Genomic DNA, 15,908 nt, shown 5'->3' on the forward strand with positions numbered 1-15,908 from the left:
TCCGGTGCTAGTGGTAGCCGGCGCCGGCGCGCACCTTGCCGCGGAACACCCAGTACGACCAGAAGACGTAGAGCAGGATCACCGGCAGCAGGAACATGGTGCCGACCATCAGGAACTGCTGCGACATCGGGGCGGTCGCGGCATCCCACAAGGTGACGTTGGGCGGAGCGACATACGGCCACAGCGAGATGATGAGCCCGGTGAACGACAGGAAGAACAGGCCCATCGCGCACAGGAACGGCAAGACTTCGCGTCCGCGCTGCAGTGCGCTCCAGAGCAGCCAGGCAATCGCGGCCGTCAGCACCGGCACCGGGGCGAAGAAGTACAGGTTGGGCAGGCTGAACCAGCGCTCGGCAATCCTGGCATCCACCAGCGGCGTCCAGATGCTGACCATGCCGATGAAGACAAGGATGCCGAACAGCGCAAGCCGCGACGCCGACCGCGCCCAGGCCTGCAGCTCACCTTCCGTCTTCATGTAGATCCAGGTGGCGCCGAGCAGCGAATAGCCGACGGCCAGGCCGACGCCGGTCAGCAAGGGGAACGGCGCGATCCAGTCCCAGCTGGTGCCGGCGAACTGCCTGCCTTCCACCGGGAAGCCGACGATGAAGTTGCCCAGCACCACGCCCTGCGCCAGCGTCGCCAGCAGCGATCCGAACATGAATGCGCCGTCCCACAGCCGCTTGCGGGCCCCCGGCGCGTCGCGGAATTCGAAGGCGACCCCGCGGAACAGCAGCCCGAGCAGCATCACCAGGATAGGGAAATACAGCGCCGGGATGATGATGGCGAAGGCCAGCGGGAACACGGCCAGCAGGCCGCCGCTGCCGAGGATCAGCCAGGTCTCGTTGAAGTCCCATATCGGCGCCACCGACGCCACCATCAGGTCCCGCTCCTCCTGCTTGCGCCGGAACAGGAACAGGATGCCGACCCCCAGGTCGAAGCCGTCCAGCAGCACATACATCAGGACGGCGATCGACAGGATCACCGCCCACAGGGGTACCAGGTCCAGAGACATTGCGTGCTCCCGTACGAGACATTGAGGTTTCGTCGTGCAGGGAGATGGTACGGGGGAGCGGCGCCGCGCCCAATGATCTTCGTCTAGAGTTCGCCCGCGAGTGCGGTCGGCGGGCGCCTCTACTGCTCGCATGCAATGCGGGGCTGGTTGCGCCGCCGCATTGCGACGGGGCCTGCTTACTCGGCCGTGATGTTGCGGGTGCGAACCACTTCCGCCCACCGTGTCGTTTCCGTCTTCAGGTACTTGGCGAGCTCCTCCGGCGACGAGCCGACCGGCTCCGCCCCGAGCTGGGTGAAGCGCTTCACGACATCCGGCTGCTTCAGGGCCTTCACGATCTCGCTGTTGAGGCGGTTCACGATCGGACGCGGCGTGCCGGCGGGAACGAACACCGCATACCAGCCGTTCAGCTCATAGCCTTTCAGGCCTGCTTCCGCGACGGTGGGCACCTTCGGCAGGACGCTGGACCGCTTGCTGGTCGTGACGGCGAGCGCCTTCAGGCGGCCGGAGTCGATGTGCGGCTTGGCCGAGGAGACCGAATCGAACATCACGTCCACCTGCTTGCCGAGCAGGTCGGTGACTGCAGGCGCGCTGCCCTTGTACGGCACGTGCAGCAGGTCGACGCCGGCAGTGGTGTTGAACAGCTCGGCCGCGAGGTGAATGGTGGTACCGGTGCCGGCTGATGCGTAGGTCAGCTTGCCGGGCGCGGCCTTCGCCTGCGCGATCAGCTCCTTCACGTTGTTGAACTTGGCGTCGGCGTGGGCGACCAGCACATTGGGCACGATGCCCACCAGGCTCACCGGCTCGAAGCTCTTGACCGCGTCGTAGGACAGTTTCGGGTACAGCGCCGGATTCACGGCGTGGCCGATCGACACGATCATCATCGTGTAGCCGTCGGGGTCGGACTTGGCGACCATCGACGAGCCGATGGTGCCGCCGGCGCCCGGCCGGTTTTCGATCACGATCGGCTGGCCCATGTTCTGGCCCAGCTTTTCGCCGAGGGTGCGCGCCATGCTGTCCATTGCTCCGCCCGGGGTGAACGGCACCACCCACTTGATCGGACGGCTCGGATAATCGTCGCTGGCGGCGGCGCCGAATGCGGCGCACAACAGCACGCCGACGGAGAAGAACTTGGTGAATGCGGGTTTCATGCTTTTTCCAGTCGTTGTTTGCCTTGCTCAGGCGATGGAGGATGGATGCTTGGCCAGCGGCGTGACCTTGATCGTCATGTACGGGAACAGCGGCAACCCGGACAGCAGCGCATGCAGCTCGTCGTTCGACTCGACGTCGAAGATGCTGTAGTTGGCATACTCGCCGACCACCCGGTACAGGTGTTTCCACTTGCCGCTGCGCTGCAGGTCCTGCGCGTAGGCCTTTTCGCGCGCCTTGATGTCGTCGGCCACTGCGGGCGCCATGTCGAGCGGGATATGCACGTCCATTCGAACCAGGAACAACATTGTCGACTCCTTTCCAGTCTTCGGTTGCGGGGGCGCCTGCTAGCGATCCCTGCTGTAGTGCGCCAGTTTGTCTTCGTCGATCTCGACGCCGAGTCCGGGTCCGGCCGGCAGGGCCAGCGCGAAGTCCGTGACCGTTGCGCGCCGGACCACCACGTCATCCTTGAGCAGCAGGGGGCCGAACAACTCCGTGCCCCATTCCAGCCGCTTGCAGGCGGCGAACGCATGGGCGGATGCAATGCTGCCGATGGTTCCCTCCAGCAGGGTGCCGCCGTAGCATCCGATGCCGGCGGCATCGGCCACCGCCGCGGTGCGCAGCACGCCCAGCGGGCCGCCGGACTTCGCGATCTTCAGCGCCACCACGTCCGCCGCCTCGTCGCGCGCATAGTCGAACATGTCGGACGGCGTATGCACCGCCTCGTCCGCCATCATCGGCACGTCGAAGCGCTGCGCCAGCCGCGCCATGCCGCGACGGTTGTCGCGCGCAATCGGTTGCTCCACCAGCATCACGCCGGCTGCTTCCAGCGCGGGAATGCAGCGCGCTGCGGTGGCTTCGCTCCAGGCCTGGTTGACGTCGACCGTCAGTTCCGCGGCGTCGCCGAGTGCCGCCTTGATGCGCGCCACGTGGGCCACATCCTCGCGCGGGTCGCGCTTGCCGATCTTCAGCTTGAAGACCTTGTGTCGGCGTTGCTCCAGCAGCATGCGGGCCTCCGCGATGTCGCGCTCGCTGTCCCCGCTGGCGAGCGTCCACAGCACCGGCAGCGACAGGCGCGCGGCGCCGCCGAGCAGCTGGTGCATCGGCACGCCGAGCCGCTTGCCCTGGGCGTCGAGCAGCGCGGTCTCCAGCGCCGACTTTGCCAGCGCGTTGCCCTGCACCGACTGGTCGACGCGGGCCATCACCGCGTTGACGCTGGCGGCATCCGCGCCCGTGACCAGCGGCGCAATGTACTTGTCCAGCGTCAGCCGGATCGACTCGGGACTCTGGTCGCCGTAAGCAAGGCCGCCAATGGTGGTCGCCTCGCCGATGCCCTCGATGCCGTCGGCGCAGCGCAGGCGCAGGATCACCAGCGTCTGGGTGTGCATCGTGGCCATGGCCAGCTTGTGGGCGCGAATCGTCGGCAGGTCGACGATCACGGTCTCGAGGGATACGATGCTGACGGGATCGGGGCTGGAATGCATGGGTGGCGAAGCGGAGGCGTTGGGCATGCAAGGATGGTAGACATGCGACACGCGAACGTCCAATATCATTTCCATCCTGCTTGATACCCTGGAGGTATGAATGGAACTGCGCCACCTTCGCTATTTCGAGGCGCTTGGAAACACCCTGAACTTCACGCGGGCCGCCGAACAGCTGCACATCGCCCAGCCTCCCCTGTCGCGCCAGATCCGGCAGCTGGAGGAGGAGCTCGGCGCCGAGCTGATCGACCGCGGCGCCCGCCCGCTGGCCCTGACCAAGGCCGGCGTCTTTTTCCTGGAGCAATGCTCGCAGCTGCTGGCACGGGTGGAAGAAGTCAAGGAGGCGACGCACCGCATCAGCACCGGCGGCAAGCGCTGGTTCGGGATCGGCTTCGTGCCGTCCGCCCTGTACGGATTCCTGCCCGAACTCATAAGGGGCTTCCGGCAGGCGAACGAGGAGGTCGAGGTGGTCCTGTCGGAGATGACCACGATACAACAGGCGGAGGCCCTGAAGGCCGGGCGCATCGACGCCGGATTCGGCCGCCTGCCGCTGGACGACCCGCAACTGGTCGGCGAGGTGATCACGCACGAGCCGCTGGTAGCCGCGCTGCCGCTGCTGCACCGACTGCTGAAGGAGAAGCGGATCACGCTGGCGATGCTGGCGTCGGAACCTTTCATTCTCTACCCGGCGCGTCCCCGCCCGAGTTATGCCGACCAGGTGCTGCAGCATTTCCGCGCGCGTGGCCTCGGCCTGTCCACGGTGATCGATGCCAACGAGATGCAGACCGCGATCGGCCTGGTGGCGGCGGGGATCGGCGTCACGCTCGTGCCGGGCTCGGTGCAGCGGCTGCGCCGCGACGACATCAGCTACCGTCCGCTGCAGGAGAAGGACGTCGGCTCGCCGGTGATCATGAACCGCCGGGCGGGCGACGACAGCCCGGATCTGGCGCGCCTGCTGGCGGCGGCGCGCGCGCATGCACCACGCGGCGGACGGACGGCTCGCAAGGGATGAAGCCGGCAAGGCATACCCCTGCGGTATGGCAAGGACGGTGGTCCGCTATTGCTCGCCAACGAAAGCGTCGGTCATTGCCCTGACGATCGGACAGGGGGAAAGTTGCATTCCGGCAGGCGCCGGTGCATGCAACGCAGCGGTGGGGCCCGGCCGGGCAAGGCGCGTGCGAAAAATGGGCGCCGCTGCTTCCTTGTGTCGGCCTGCCGACACAAGGAAGCAGCATTTGCATGGAAAATCAGGAAAACAAACCAGCAAGGAGACAACGATGAAAACCCTGGAAGACCAGCTTTCGCAGTATGCCGCCTACCATCGTGACGCCCGCAACATCAGGACGCACTTCATCGGCATTCCCCTGATCGTGGTGGCGGTCACCATCCTGCTGTCGCGCCCGGCAACCGAGGTCGGCGGCTTTCCCGTTTCACCGGCGCTGGCGGCTGCGCTGGCCGCCGGCCTCTATTACCTGATGCTCGACTTCGGTCTCGGCCTGCTGATGGCCGTGTTGCTGGCCTTCGCCGTCTGGATCGGCGCCTGGACCGCTTCCCTTTCCACCGGCACCTGGCTGGCGGCGGGCCTGGGCGGCTTCGTCGTCGGCTGGATCTTCCAGTTTGTCGGCCACGCCTGGGAGGGACGAAAGCCCGCCTTCGTGGACGACCTGGCCGGCCTGATCATCGGACCGCTGTTCGTGGTCGCGGAAGCATTGTTCATGGTCGGCCTGCTGCCGGCGCTGCGGGCACGGATCGAGGACCGGGCAGGGCCGTTCCGGCACGGCGCCGCTGCCCAGGCCGACGCGGGATGAAGCTGGCCAGGCGGCTTGGCGGGGCGCTTGTCCTGGTCCTGATGCTGGCGGCGGCCTATGTCGTCGTCCTGGCGAACCGGCGCCCATCGCTTGCTCCGTACCAGGAACGCGTCCTTGCGGCCGCACCGGATTCGGCGCCGGTCAGGGTCCGATTTGCCGGCGTCTCGACACTGCTGTTCGACGACGGCGAGACCGCCTTCATGACCGATGGCTTCTTTTCGCGGCCGGGCATCCTCAGGACCCTGTTCGCCACCATTTCGCCCGACACCGCGGCAATCGGCCACGGCCTCGGCCAGCTGCGGGTTTCCCGTCTTGCAGCCGTTGTCGTCCTGCACGGCCACTATGACCATGCGCTGGACGCGCCGGAGGTGGCGGCGCGAACAGGTGGCCTGCTGGTCGGCGACGCGTCGACGTTGAACCTGGGGCGAGGCTACGGACTGGCCGAGGCGCGGATGCGGAGCGTTGCCGCCAATGACAGCCTGGCCCTGGGCAGGTGGACGCTCACCTTCCTGCCTTCGCGCCATGCGCCGACGCCTTTCAGCGACGGCGGGACGCGCGAGCGCATCGACACGCCGCTCAGGCCGCCGGCCCGTGCCGGCGCCTGGCGGGAAGGCGAGACCTGGTCGCTGCTGGTGCGGCACGCGTCCGGGCAAAGCTTCCTGGTGCAGGGCAGCGCCGGATACCTGGAAGGCGCGCTGAAAGGCCATCGGGCCGGAGTGGTGTTTCTCGGCGTCGGCGGCGCCGGCAAGCAGTCGCAGGCGTACCGTGCAAGGTTGTGGGAGGAAACAGTGAAGACGGTAGGCGCGCACCGTGTCATTCCGGTGCATTGGGACGATTTCTCGCAGCCCCTGGAACGCCCGCTGCGCGCCCTGCCGTATCTGGCCGACGACCTCGGGGCGACGATGGCGGACCTGCTGGCGTTCGGCGCTGCCGGCAAGGTCGAGGTGCGCATGCCGCCGCTGTTTGTCCCGTTCGCGCCCGACTGAGCGGCGGCCGGCGGCGCAAGACGGTCGTGCCTCCGTAGCGATTGCGGCGTCGCGGCTGGCGGACATGCCGCGTACTAGGGCTGCGTGACGTCCTGTCCGCGATTGCCGAGGTTGCTGTCGGTGATCGCCGACAACGGCCGCTTCGGCCGCTGCATGGTATCGAAGTTCTCGCCCTCGGCCGCCATCTCCGGCCCGATGCGCACCAGCCGGCGCAGCAGCACGAAACCGCCGCCGAAGATCACGAGGTAGGCGGTAACGTAGGCCGCAAACGACAGCATGACATCGCTGGCGGCGAGCGACGGGGTCACCGCGTCGGCGGTTCGCATCAGCCCGTACACCACCCACGGCTGCCGCCCGACCTCGGTGGTGGTCCATCCGGCCAGCACCGCGATGAAGCCGCTGGCGCCTGTCCAGGTGCACAGGCGCAGGTACCAGCCGGTATCGAACAGGCGCCCGCGCCACCACAGGAACAACCCCGCCACCACCACGAACAGCATCAGCATCGCGATGCCGACCATGATGCGGAACGCGAAATAGACGATCGCGACCGGGGGCCTATCCTCGCGCGGCCATTCCTTCAGGCCCTTGACCTCGCCGTCGATGTCGTGCGTGAGGTAGAGGCTGGCCAGCTTCGGTATCGCGATCTCGAAATGGTTGGTCTCCGCCTCCTCGTCGGGGATGGCGAACAGCGACGCGGCGACGCCGCGCTCGGTCTCCCACAATCCTTCCATCGCGGCCACCTTGGCCGGCTGATGCTCCAGCGTGTTCAGGCCGTGGAGGTCGCCGAACACGATCTGCAGCGGCACCATCAGCGCCAGGAACAGCAGCGACATGCGCATCATGATGCGCGACTCGGCCAGCGCCCTGCCGCCGCGCAGGTAGTAGGCGCCGACGGCCAGGATCACGAAGGCGGTCGTCACCAGGAATGCCGTCACGGTGTGCACCAGGCGATACGGAAAGGACGGCGTGAAGATCACGTCCAGCATGCTGGTGGGGAAGAAGCGGCCATCGATGATCTCGTAGCCGTCGGGCGTCTGCATCCAGCTGTTGACGGCGAGGATCCAGAACGAGGACAGCACGGTGCCGAGGGCGACCAGCACCGCCGACATCGCGTGGGCCCATTGCGGCACCAGCTTGCGCCCGAACAGGAGGACGCCGAGGAAGGCGGCCTCGAGGTAGAACGCGGTGAGCACCTCGTACGCCAGCAGCGAGCCGATAACATTGGATGCGGCATCGGTGAAGCGGCTCCAGTTGGTGCCGAACTGGAACGGCATCACGATCCCGGAGACGACGCCCATGCCGAAGGAGATTGCAAAGATCTTGATCCAGTATGCGGAGAGGCGGCGGATGGTGTCGTCCTTCGTGATCCAGTAGCGGATCTCCAGCGTCGCCACGTAGCAGGCGAGCCCCACGGTGAAGGCCGGCAGCAGGATATGGAAGGCGATCAGCCAGGCAAACTGTATCCGGGAGAGCAGCAGTGCATCCATGCAAGGCTTCCTATGGCGGAGGGAAAGGCGGCGGAACGCGGGGCAGCACGACGCGCTGGATGCAGTTGTAGCAGTGCCGCCGGCGCTTCATGGTGATCTGACACAAACACCCGGTTGCGGGCGGCGCTGTGCTTCGCCATAATGCCTTGGCCTCCGGATTGCCCTGCAACACGCCTTCCCACCCCCTGGCGGCCTCGCCGCTGCAGCCGCAGGACGTCCGGTTTTCATAATGGCAAGAACTCTCGACAATCCCTTTTACTACCTCGACAACTTCGAGCGTGCGGCTGCCTGGATAGCGGCCCGTTACGACGACCTGCTGGACGACGCGGAGCGGCACTTCCTCGCGGTATTTGCAGGATTGCCGCAGCCGTCGCGCGCCTTGCTGGTGCGGATGATGATGCGCAAGGGCCCGCTGTTCCGTGCAAGCAAGCTCGTCTATCCGGAGCTCGGCGAGACGCCGGCGGCCGCCGCGCCGCTGGTCGCGGCCGGCCTGGTGGACGACCGGCCGCTGCTCGACATCGACCAGCTGTCCGGCCTGCTGCGCAAGGCCGAAATCGCGGCAGCGTTTCCGGACCTGGCGGCCGGACGCAAGGACGAGCAGCTCGCGGCCCTGCGCGCGTCGCACGGCGGGTCGCGCTGCTTCAGCGAGTGGGTGCCCGGCGTCGATGACAGGGTCTATGCGATGACCGTCTGCGCCCTGTGCGACCGGCTGCGCCTGATGTTCTTCGGCAACCTGCATCAGGACTGGACCGAATTCGTTCTCGCCGATCTTGGCATCCTCCGCTATGAGCAGGTCGAGGTTTCGCCGTCGTCGCGGGGCTTCGGCAGCCGCCAGGACATCGACCACTACCTGCAGCTGCATGCGTGCCGGGATCTGCTCGAGCAGGGCGAGGCGCCCGCCGCGCTGCTCGCGCGGGTGCCGCGCGCGCCGCTTGCCAATGCCTGGCTGGAAGGACGGCGGCAGAAGCTGCTGTTCGCCATCGCGCAGCAGCACGAGCGCGCCGGCGCGATGCGGGACGCGCTTGCGATCTACGCCGGCTGCACCCACGAGGGCGCCCGGGTGCGCGCCGTGCGGGTGCTGGAGAAATGCGAGGAGCATGCGCAGGCGCACGCGCTGGCGGCCGCGGCATGGCAGGCGCCGGAAAGCGAGGGCGAGCGCCAGCACCTGGCGCGCATCCTTCCGCGTCTGCGACGCCGCCTCGGCCTGCCGCGCGAAGCAGTCGCCCCCACCCTGGCCACCGAGGAATTCACCCTGGTGCTGCCGCGCCCGGAACCGTTCGCCGGGGTCGAGACCGCGGTGCGCGACCACCTGTCCACGCCGGAGGCGCCCGTGCACTACGTGGAGAACACGCTGGTCAACTCGCTGTTCGGCCTGCTGTGCTGGCAGGCGATATTCACGCCTGTGCCGGGCGCATTCTTCCATCCTTTCCACAGCGGCCCGGCGGACCTGCACAGCGCCGACTTCGTGCAGCGCCGCGGCGACGCCTTCGACGCCTGCCTGGCCCAGCTCGGTGACGGCAGCTATCGCGCGACGATCCGCCGCAACTTCGCGCAGAAGGCCGGGCTGCAATCGCCGTTCGTGTACTGGGAAACGCTGGACGAGGCCCTGCTCGAGCAGGCGCTCGCCTGCCTGCCCGCCGCGCACCTGGACATCTGGTTCCGGCGCCTGCTCGGCGACGTCCGCAACAACCGCGCCGGCATGCCCGACCTGATCCGGTTCTCGCTGTCCGACCGCGGCTACGAGATGATCGAGGTCAAGGGTCCGGGCGACCGGCTGCAGGACAACCAGCTGCGCTGGCTCGCCTGCTGCGCGCAGCACCGGATGCCGGTGCGGGTATGCTACGTCGAATGGGCGGAGGCGCAATGAGCTACCAGGTCGCGGTGCGCGCGCTGGCCGAGTTTACCGCCAAGGAGGGCGACCTCGACCTGCGCTTCACGCCGTCGCCGACGGCGCTGGAAGGCATCGCCGGCCACGCGGTGGTGGCGGCGCGGCGCGGTCCCGGCTACCAGTCGGAAGTTGCGCTGTCCGGGACCTGGCGCGGCTTGCAGGTGCGGGGGCGCGCGGACGGCTACGACCCCGCGCGCGTCCGGCTGGAGGAGGTCAAGACCTACCGCGGCGACCTCGCCCGGATGCCGGACAACCACCGTCGCCTGCACTGGGCGCAGGCGAAGTTCTACGGCTGGCTGATGTGCGAGAAGCTGGGACTGGCGGAGATCGAGGTGGCGCTCGTCTACTTCGACATCGGCAGCCAGAAGGAGACCGTGCTGGCGGAGCGGCACGCGGCATCCGGCCTGCGCGATTTCTTTCAGCGGCATTGCGAGCGCTTCCTCGGCTGGGCGGAGCAGGAACGCGCGCACCTTTCCGCCCGCGACGCCGCGCTGGCCGCGCTGCCATTTCCGCATCCGGCATTCCGGCCCGGCCAGCGCGCGCTGGCGGCAACCGTCTATCGCAATGCCGCTTCGGCCGGCTGCCTGATGGCACAGGCGCCGACCGGCATCGGCAAGACCATCGGCACCATCTTCCCGCTGCTTAAGGCGATGCCCGGGCAGCGTCTCGACAAGCTGTATTTCCTGGCTGCGAAGACCCCGGGGCGCGGTCTCGCCCTCGACGCCCTCGCCCGCCTGCGCGCGACGGCGCCGGCACTGCCGCTGCGGGTGGTGGAACTGGTCGCGCGCGACAAGGCCTGCGAACATCCGGACAAGGCCTGCCACGGCGAGTCCTGTCCGCTGGCACGGGGCTTCTACGACCGCCTGCCGGCGGCCCGGGCCGAGGCCGCGGCAAGTGCCGTGATGGACAAGGCCGGCCTGCGGGCGATTGCGCTGGCCCACGCGGTCTGTCCGTACTACCTTGGCCAGGAGATGGCCCGCTGGACCGACGTCGCGGTGGGCGACTACAACTACTATTTCGACGGCAGCGCGCTGCTGCATGCGCTGGCCGATGGCAACCAGTGGCGCGTCGCGGTGCTGGCCGACGAAGCGCACAACCTGGTCGAGCGGGCGCGCCGCATGTACAGCGCCGAGCTCGACCAGTTCCGCCTGCGCCTGCTGCGCAAGTCGGCGGCGCCGCCGCTGAAGAAGGCCTTCGACCGCCTGCAGCGTGCATGGAGCGCGCTCGCCCGCGAGCAGGATGAGGACTACGCCGTGCTTGCCGACATCCCGGAAGCCTTCCGGTTCGCGCTGCAGCAGGCCGGCACCGTGATCACCGACTTCATCGCCGACAACCCGACACATGTCGACACGGCGCTGACGGACTTCTACTTCGACCTCCTGCATTTCGGGCGGCTGGCGGAGTCCTTCGGACCGCATTCGCTGTTCGACATCAGCCGCACCCCGGGGAAGGGTGCGGTACTCTGCCTCCGCAACATCGTGCCGGCGCCCTTCCTCGCGCCGCGCTTCGCCGCCGCGCATTGCAGCACCCTGTTCTCGGCCACGCTCACGCCCTGGCACTACTACACCGACCTGCTCGGCCTGCCCGCGGGGACAAGCTGCAGCGACATCGCGTCGCCGTTCAGCGCGGACCAGCTCGCGGTGCGGGTGGCCCGGGGGATCTCGACACGCTGGCAAGACCGCGCGGCCTCGCTCGCGCCGATCGCCGCCATCGTCGCCAACCAATACCGGGCGCGGCCCGGCAACTACCTGGTGTTCTCCAGCAGCTTCGACTACCTGCAGAAGATCGCGGCGGCATTCCGTGCGCGCTGCCCCGACATCCCCTGCTGGGAACAGTCGCGCGGGATGGCGGAAGCCGAGCGCGACGCCTTCCTCGCGCGATTCGTGGCCGGCGGACAGGGGATCGGATTTGCGGTGCTCGGCGGTCCGTTTGCGGAAGGCATCGACCTGCCCGGGGACCGCCTGGTCGGCGCATTCATCGCCACCCTCGGCCTGCCGCAGGTGAATCCGGTCAACGAACAGGTCCGGGAACGCATGCAGCAGTTGTTCGGCGCCGGCTACGACTATGCCTACCTGTATCCGGGACTCCAGAAGGTGGTGCAGGCCGCCGGGCGGGTGATCCGCACGCAGGAGGACCGGGGCGTGGTCTGGCTGATCGACGACCGTTTCGGGAGGGCGGAAGTGCGCCGCCTGCTGCCGGCATGGTGGGGGCCGCCGCAACTTCGGGCGCCGGCGGTTGGCGGCCAGCCTGCCGCCGAAACTCAACAATCCTCAGCGGCCCGGCCACCCGGGCCGCATGCCTGCGCATAATGGCGTCACTGGCCCGAGCGGCCGGTGTCTCCTCCCTCCTGGGGCTTGCGCCCGCTGCCGCCGGCAAGCGGGCTTTTTTTCGCGCCGGCGGCGCAAGGCTGCTCAGCGTACTTCTGCCTTGGTCGCATCTTCCTCCCGCAGCGCGGCGGTGTCGCTGGCGAACATGTCTTCCAGCTCCTTGCGGCCCTGCTTGGCCATCGAGATCATCTGCTGCTGGTCCTTGTAATACGGATAGAGCTTGAGCAGGGTCGCGCGGTTGTGCGACCGGAACCGCTTCACCACTTCCGCCGCCCGTTCCGTGCCGAAGCCCAGCTCTTCGAGCACCCTGCCGCCCAGTTGCAGGGACGCCTCGAACGTCTCCCGTTCGAGGATCGTGACGCCGCGGTCCATCAGGTCGTACAAGTGGGTCACATTGCGCGCGCGGGCGAGGATCTTCAGATTCGGAAACGCCGACCGCACACTGTCGACGAGGGCCAGGCTGGCATCGATGTCGTCGATCGCCACCACCAGCACCCGCGCGTGCTCGGCGCCGGCCGCCCGCAGCAGGTCGACGCGCGTGGCGTCGCCATAGAAAACCTTGAAGCCGTATTTGCGCAGCAGGTCGACCTGGTCGGGATCATGGTCCAGCACGGTTGCCCGTATCCGGTTTGCCAGCAGCAGGCGGCCAATGATCTGCCCGAAGCGGCCGAAACCGGCGATGATCACCGGGCTGTCCTGCGGGCCGATGGCGTCGTCCGGCCGTGCGCCGCGCGCCCGGAGGCGCGGCGCGACCAGGCGGTCGTGCAGCAGCAGCAGCAATGGGGTGGCAACCATCGACAGCGCCACCACGACCACCAGCAGGGAACCGGTCTCCGGCGAAAACACCTTCGCGGTGGCGGCGCTGGCGAACAGCACGAAGGCAAATTCGCCGCCCTGCGACAGCAGGAAGGCAAACAGCAACTGCTCGTTCGACGGGATCCCGACCTTGCGCGCCAGCGCATACAGCACGCCGGCCTTGAGCGACAGGAACACCAGCACCAGGCCGAGCACGAGCATCGGCTGCGCAAGGAACACGCCGAAGTCGACCGACATGCCGACGGCGGTGAAGAACAGGCCCAGCAGCAGTCCCTTGAATGGTTCGAGGTCGGACTCGAGTGCGTGCCGGTATTCCGAGTCGGCCAGCAGCACGCCGGCGAGGAAGGTGCCGAGCGCCATCGAGATGCCGACCGACGACATCAGCATCGCGATCGCGATCACCAGCAACAGCGCGAACGCCGTGAAGATCTCCCGGACGCCGGTCCTCGCCACCAGCCGCAGCACCGGCCGCACCAGGTGCCGGCCGCTGAACACCAGCACCAGCATCACTGCGGCGACCTTGAGGGCGCCCATCCAGCCCTCGCGTTCCCCGGCCTCCATCACGCCGAGGAAGGGAATCAGCGCGATCATCGGGATCGCGGCGATATCCTGGAACAGCATGATGGAAAAACCGGCGCTGCCGGCCGGCGTCGCCTTCAGGTTGCGCTCGTCGATGGTGGCGAGCACGATCGCGGTGGACGACAGCGACAGTCCGAGCGCCGCCACCAAGGCCGTCTTCCAGCCCACGCCGAACAGCAGGCCTGCCGCGAACAGCGCCGCCGCGGAGGCCAGCACCTGGGCGCCACCCCAGCCGAATATCGGCCGCCGCAGCGCGCGCAGCCGGGCCGGCTCCAGTTCCAGGCCGATCAGGAACAGCAGCAGCACCACGCCGAACTCCGAGAAATGCAGCACGTCGCTGACTTCGTTCACCAGGCCAAGGCCCCAGGGTCCGATCAGGATGCCGCCCAACAGGTAGCCAAGAATTGCACCGAGCCCGAGCCGCTTGGCAATCGGGACCGCAATCACGGCGGCAGCGAGGTAGATCAGGGCATTCGTCAGCAGGGTGTTTTCCATCGTGGTCGGGGCATGGGACAGGTAATCCGCTATCCTACACCGGCGATGGCCAACGCCTTCGCGGTCCCCGCGACCGATCCCGGTCTATACCGGCCCGGACGCGCCGAGCCGGACCGCATCGAAACGCCCTTCCCGCTTGAACATCTCGATCGCCTGCATGACCTTGGTCCGGATGCCGGGTTCCGAAGGCGAGTGGCCGGCGTCGTGCGCGATGTGCAGCACCGATCCCGGCCATGCCTGGTGGATCCGATACGCGGCCGATGGCGGCGCGATCACGTCGTGCCCCCCCTGCACGATCACTGCGGGCAGGTGCGCGATCCGGTGGATGCCGTTGATCAGCTGGTCGGTTTCGAGGAACATCCTGTTCCTGAAGTAGTAGGCATCCAGCCGGCCCACGCCGTAAACCACGGTGTCGTCCTTCGCCGATTCCGCGACCAGCGCAGGGTCGTGCTTCAGCAGCGAACAGCCCTCGGTGTACTTGAACCAGTAGCGGGCGGCCTCCATCCGTGCCGCCTCGTCGTCGCCGAACAGTCGCCTCTCGTAGGCCGTCAGGATGTCGTCCCGCTCCTGTTCGGGAATCCATTGGAGGAAATCGGCGTAGGCCTGCGGGAAGAAGTGTCCCATGCCGTGCAGGAACCAGTCGATCTCCGCCTGCGACCCGAGGAAGATACCGCGCAGGACGAAGCCCAGGCAGGCATCCGGATGCGCCTGCCCATAGGCCAGCGACAGCGTTGTTCCCCAGGAACCGCCGGCGACGAGCCACTTGTCGACGCCGAGTGTCTTGCGCAGCGCTTCCATGTCGTCGACCAGGAGCGCGGTCGTGTTGTCCCGTACTTCTGCCAGGGGCGTCGACCGGAACGCTCCGCGCTGGTCGAACAGGATGATGCGGTAGGCATCGGGATCGAACCACTGCCGCTTTTCGGGCGACGATCCGCCGCCGGGCCCGCCATGGACATAGACGACGGGGATTCCCTCCGGGTTGCCGCTTTCTTCCCAGTACAGGTTATGCAGCGCATCTGCCTGCAGGCGGCCGGTGCGGCGCGGTTCTATCGGGGGGAAAAGTGTGTAGTCTGCAGGAGCATCCATGGGAGTGCCTATATGGGTATGTACAGGAAGGGGTGACAGCCGCCACCCGTGAAAATTCAGATTCGTCGCACGAAATTCTCAGCCGCGGCGACGCGGGACCGGAATCCATATTCCATTGTGCAAATTCTGTCGCCGCGACCGATATCAGTGCGTTCGAGGAGGATGGTGTCAGTAACCCACCGGGCGGCCGCCGCGCGGCAGTCCTCACAAAAACGCAAGCCCTTCCACCATCACCACGAGGATCAGCAGCGGCGTGACATGGCGCAGCAGAAAGAAAACCAGGCGGGACAGCCCCTCGTTCTCCAGCTGACCGTTGTTGGAGAGTGCCTGCCTCAGCTTTTCAAAACCACAGACGCGGCCGACAAAGAACGCGAGGAGGATGCCGCCGCCCGGCAAGAGGATATTGGACGAGACAACGTCGAAAACGTCGAACATGTTCAGTCCAAACAATCTGCGGTCGGCCAGCAGGCTGCCTGAAAGTGCGCACAGCGATCCCGACAGCGCAAGCAACGCCAGCGTGAGCATGACGGCGATGGTGCGCGGCGGCGAAAAGCGTTCATGGAGGATCAGCACGGGCACCTCCATCAGCGACAGCATGGGCGCCGGTCGCCGCGACTGCCGTCAGTACGAAAAAGGCGACCATCAGGACCTCGCCGCCCGGAATCTGGGAAAACACCGCCGGTACGGTGATGAAGACCATTGCGGGCCCCGCTGTCGGCGCGAAGCCGAACGTGAACACCGCGGGCTGGCGCCCGTGATGAAGGGAAATCTCCAGATGTCGCCAAGTCCGACGGCGG

13 protein-coding genes are annotated in these 15,908 nt (G+C 67.4%); 5 read left to right on the forward strand and 8 right to left on the reverse strand.

Going from position 1 to position 15,908, the window contains the following annotated elements:
• Positions 1-7: 7 nt before the first annotated feature.
• From cydB to VIM12_RS11615, 4 genes are all read right to left on the reverse strand, one after another.
• Entirely contained in the window at positions 8-1,012 is a 1,005-nt protein-coding gene (gene cydB / locus VIM12_RS11600; protein ID WP_331941790.1) for a cytochrome d ubiquinol oxidase subunit II, read from the reverse strand.
• Positions 1,013-1,188: 176 nt separating this feature from the next.
• Entirely contained in the window at positions 1,189-2,160 is a 972-nt protein-coding gene (locus VIM12_RS11605; protein ID WP_331941791.1) for a tripartite tricarboxylate transporter substrate binding protein, read from the reverse strand.
• A gap of 27 nt (positions 2,161-2,187) precedes the next feature.
• Positions 2,188-2,466, reverse strand: a complete 279-nt coding sequence (catC, locus tag VIM12_RS11610) for a muconolactone Delta-isomerase (protein ID WP_331941792.1) — start codon at positions 2,464-2,466, stop codon at positions 2,188-2,190.
• A 39-nt stretch (positions 2,467-2,505) separates the two neighbouring features.
• Positions 2,506-3,642: a muconate/chloromuconate family cycloisomerase gene (locus VIM12_RS11615; RefSeq protein WP_331942038.1), complete on the reverse strand. Its 1,137-nt coding sequence runs from the start codon at positions 3,640-3,642 to the stop codon at positions 2,506-2,508.
• Between the two features lie 100 nt (positions 3,643-3,742).
• Here VIM12_RS11615 and VIM12_RS11620 point away from each other — a divergent pair, with 100 nt between their 5' ends.
• The 3 genes from VIM12_RS11620 (at position 3,743) to VIM12_RS11630 (ending at position 6,433) form a co-directional block, all read left to right on the forward strand.
• On the forward strand, positions 3,743-4,651 hold the full coding sequence (locus VIM12_RS11620) for a LysR family transcriptional regulator (protein ID WP_331941793.1): 909 nt from the start codon (positions 3,743-3,745) through the stop codon (positions 4,649-4,651).
• 265 nt (positions 4,652-4,916) lie between these two features.
• The gene (locus VIM12_RS11625; RefSeq protein WP_331941794.1) at positions 4,917-5,447 is read left to right on the forward strand and encodes a DUF962 domain-containing protein; all 531 of its coding nucleotides are present in this window, start codon (positions 4,917-4,919) and stop codon (positions 5,445-5,447) included.
• Positions 5,444-6,433: an MBL fold metallo-hydrolase gene (locus tag VIM12_RS11630; RefSeq protein WP_331941795.1), complete on the forward strand. Its 990-nt coding sequence runs from the start codon at positions 5,444-5,446 to the stop codon at positions 6,431-6,433. The genes VIM12_RS11625 and VIM12_RS11630 overlap by 4 nt, the downstream gene beginning before the upstream one ends.
• A gap of 74 nt (positions 6,434-6,507) precedes the next feature.
• Here VIM12_RS11630 and VIM12_RS11635 read toward each other — a convergent pair whose 3' ends face one another.
• Complete coding sequence (locus VIM12_RS11635) at positions 6,508-7,920, reverse strand: cytochrome ubiquinol oxidase subunit I (protein ID WP_331941796.1); 1,413 nt, start codon at positions 7,918-7,920, stop codon at positions 6,508-6,510.
• A gap of 229 nt (positions 7,921-8,149) precedes the next feature.
• On the opposite strand from VIM12_RS11635, the gene VIM12_RS11640 reads away from it, so the two are divergent.
• The gene (locus tag VIM12_RS11640; protein WP_331941797.1) at positions 8,150-9,787 is read left to right on the forward strand and encodes a VRR-NUC domain-containing protein; all 1,638 of its coding nucleotides are present in this window, start codon (positions 8,150-8,152) and stop codon (positions 9,785-9,787) included.
• Entirely contained in the window at positions 9,784-12,117 is a 2,334-nt protein-coding gene (locus tag VIM12_RS11645) for an ATP-dependent DNA helicase (protein ID WP_331941798.1), read from the forward strand. Before VIM12_RS11640 ends, VIM12_RS11645 begins: the two co-directional genes overlap by 4 nt.
• Before the next feature lie 102 nt (positions 12,118-12,219).
• Here the strand turns inward: VIM12_RS11645 and kefC are convergent, their stop codons facing one another.
• The 3 genes from kefC to VIM12_RS11660 all read right to left on the reverse strand — a co-directional run bounded on the left by kefC (position 12,220) and on the right by VIM12_RS11660 (position 15,708).
• Positions 12,220-14,025: a glutathione-regulated potassium-efflux system protein KefC gene (gene kefC, locus VIM12_RS11650; RefSeq protein WP_331941799.1), complete on the reverse strand. Its 1,806-nt coding sequence runs from the start codon at positions 14,023-14,025 to the stop codon at positions 12,220-12,222.
• Between the two features lie 84 nt (positions 14,026-14,109).
• Positions 14,110-15,111 carry a prolyl aminopeptidase gene (gene pip / locus VIM12_RS11655; RefSeq protein WP_331941800.1) on the reverse strand — a complete coding sequence of 334 codons (1,002 nt, stop codon included), beginning with the start codon at positions 15,109-15,111 and terminating at the stop codon, positions 14,110-14,112.
• Between the two features lie 204 nt (positions 15,112-15,315).
• On the reverse strand, positions 15,316-15,708 hold the full coding sequence (locus VIM12_RS11660; RefSeq protein ID WP_331941801.1) for a hypothetical protein: 393 nt from the start codon (positions 15,706-15,708) through the stop codon (positions 15,316-15,318).
• Between the last annotated feature and the right edge of the window lie 200 nt (positions 15,709-15,908).

This window comes from Noviherbaspirillum sp., from assembly GCF_036563305.1.
GTDB lineage: Bacteria > Pseudomonadota > Gammaproteobacteria > Burkholderiales > Burkholderiaceae_D > Noviherbaspirillum.

Coding starts and splice junctions, on each gene's coding strand:
- VIM12_RS11640 (WP_331941797.1), top strand. CDS start 8,150: ATGGCAAGAACTCTCGACAATCCCTTTTACTACCTCGACAACTTCGAG.
- VIM12_RS11620 (WP_331941793.1), top strand. CDS start 3,743: ATGGAACTGCGCCACCTTCGCTATTTCGAGGCGCTTGGAAACACCCTG.
- pip (WP_331941800.1), bottom strand. CDS start 15,111: ATGGATGCTCCTGCAGACTACACACTTTTCCCCCCGATAGAACCGCGC.
- catC (WP_331941792.1), bottom strand. CDS start 2,466: ATGTTGTTCCTGGTTCGAATGGACGTGCATATCCCGCTCGACATGGCG.
- VIM12_RS11605 (WP_331941791.1), bottom strand. CDS start 2,160: ATGAAACCCGCATTCACCAAGTTCTTCTCCGTCGGCGTGCTGTTGTGC.
- VIM12_RS11635 (WP_331941796.1), bottom strand. CDS start 7,920: ATGGATGCACTGCTGCTCTCCCGGATACAGTTTGCCTGGCTGATCGCC.
- VIM12_RS11615 (WP_331942038.1), bottom strand. CDS start 3,642: ATGCATTCCAGCCCCGATCCCGTCAGCATCGTATCCCTCGAGACCGTG.
- VIM12_RS11645 (WP_331941798.1), top strand. CDS start 9,784: ATGAGCTACCAGGTCGCGGTGCGCGCGCTGGCCGAGTTTACCGCCAAG.
- VIM12_RS11630 (WP_331941795.1), top strand. CDS start 5,444: ATGAAGCTGGCCAGGCGGCTTGGCGGGGCGCTTGTCCTGGTCCTGATG.
- VIM12_RS11660 (WP_331941801.1), bottom strand. CDS start 15,708: ATGCTGTCGCTGATGGAGGTGCCCGTGCTGATCCTCCATGAACGCTTT.
- cydB (WP_331941790.1), bottom strand. CDS start 1,012: ATGTCTCTGGACCTGGTACCCCTGTGGGCGGTGATCCTGTCGATCGCC.
- VIM12_RS11625 (WP_331941794.1), top strand. CDS start 4,917: ATGAAAACCCTGGAAGACCAGCTTTCGCAGTATGCCGCCTACCATCGT.
- kefC (WP_331941799.1), bottom strand. CDS start 14,025: ATGGAAAACACCCTGCTGACGAATGCCCTGATCTACCTCGCTGCCGCC.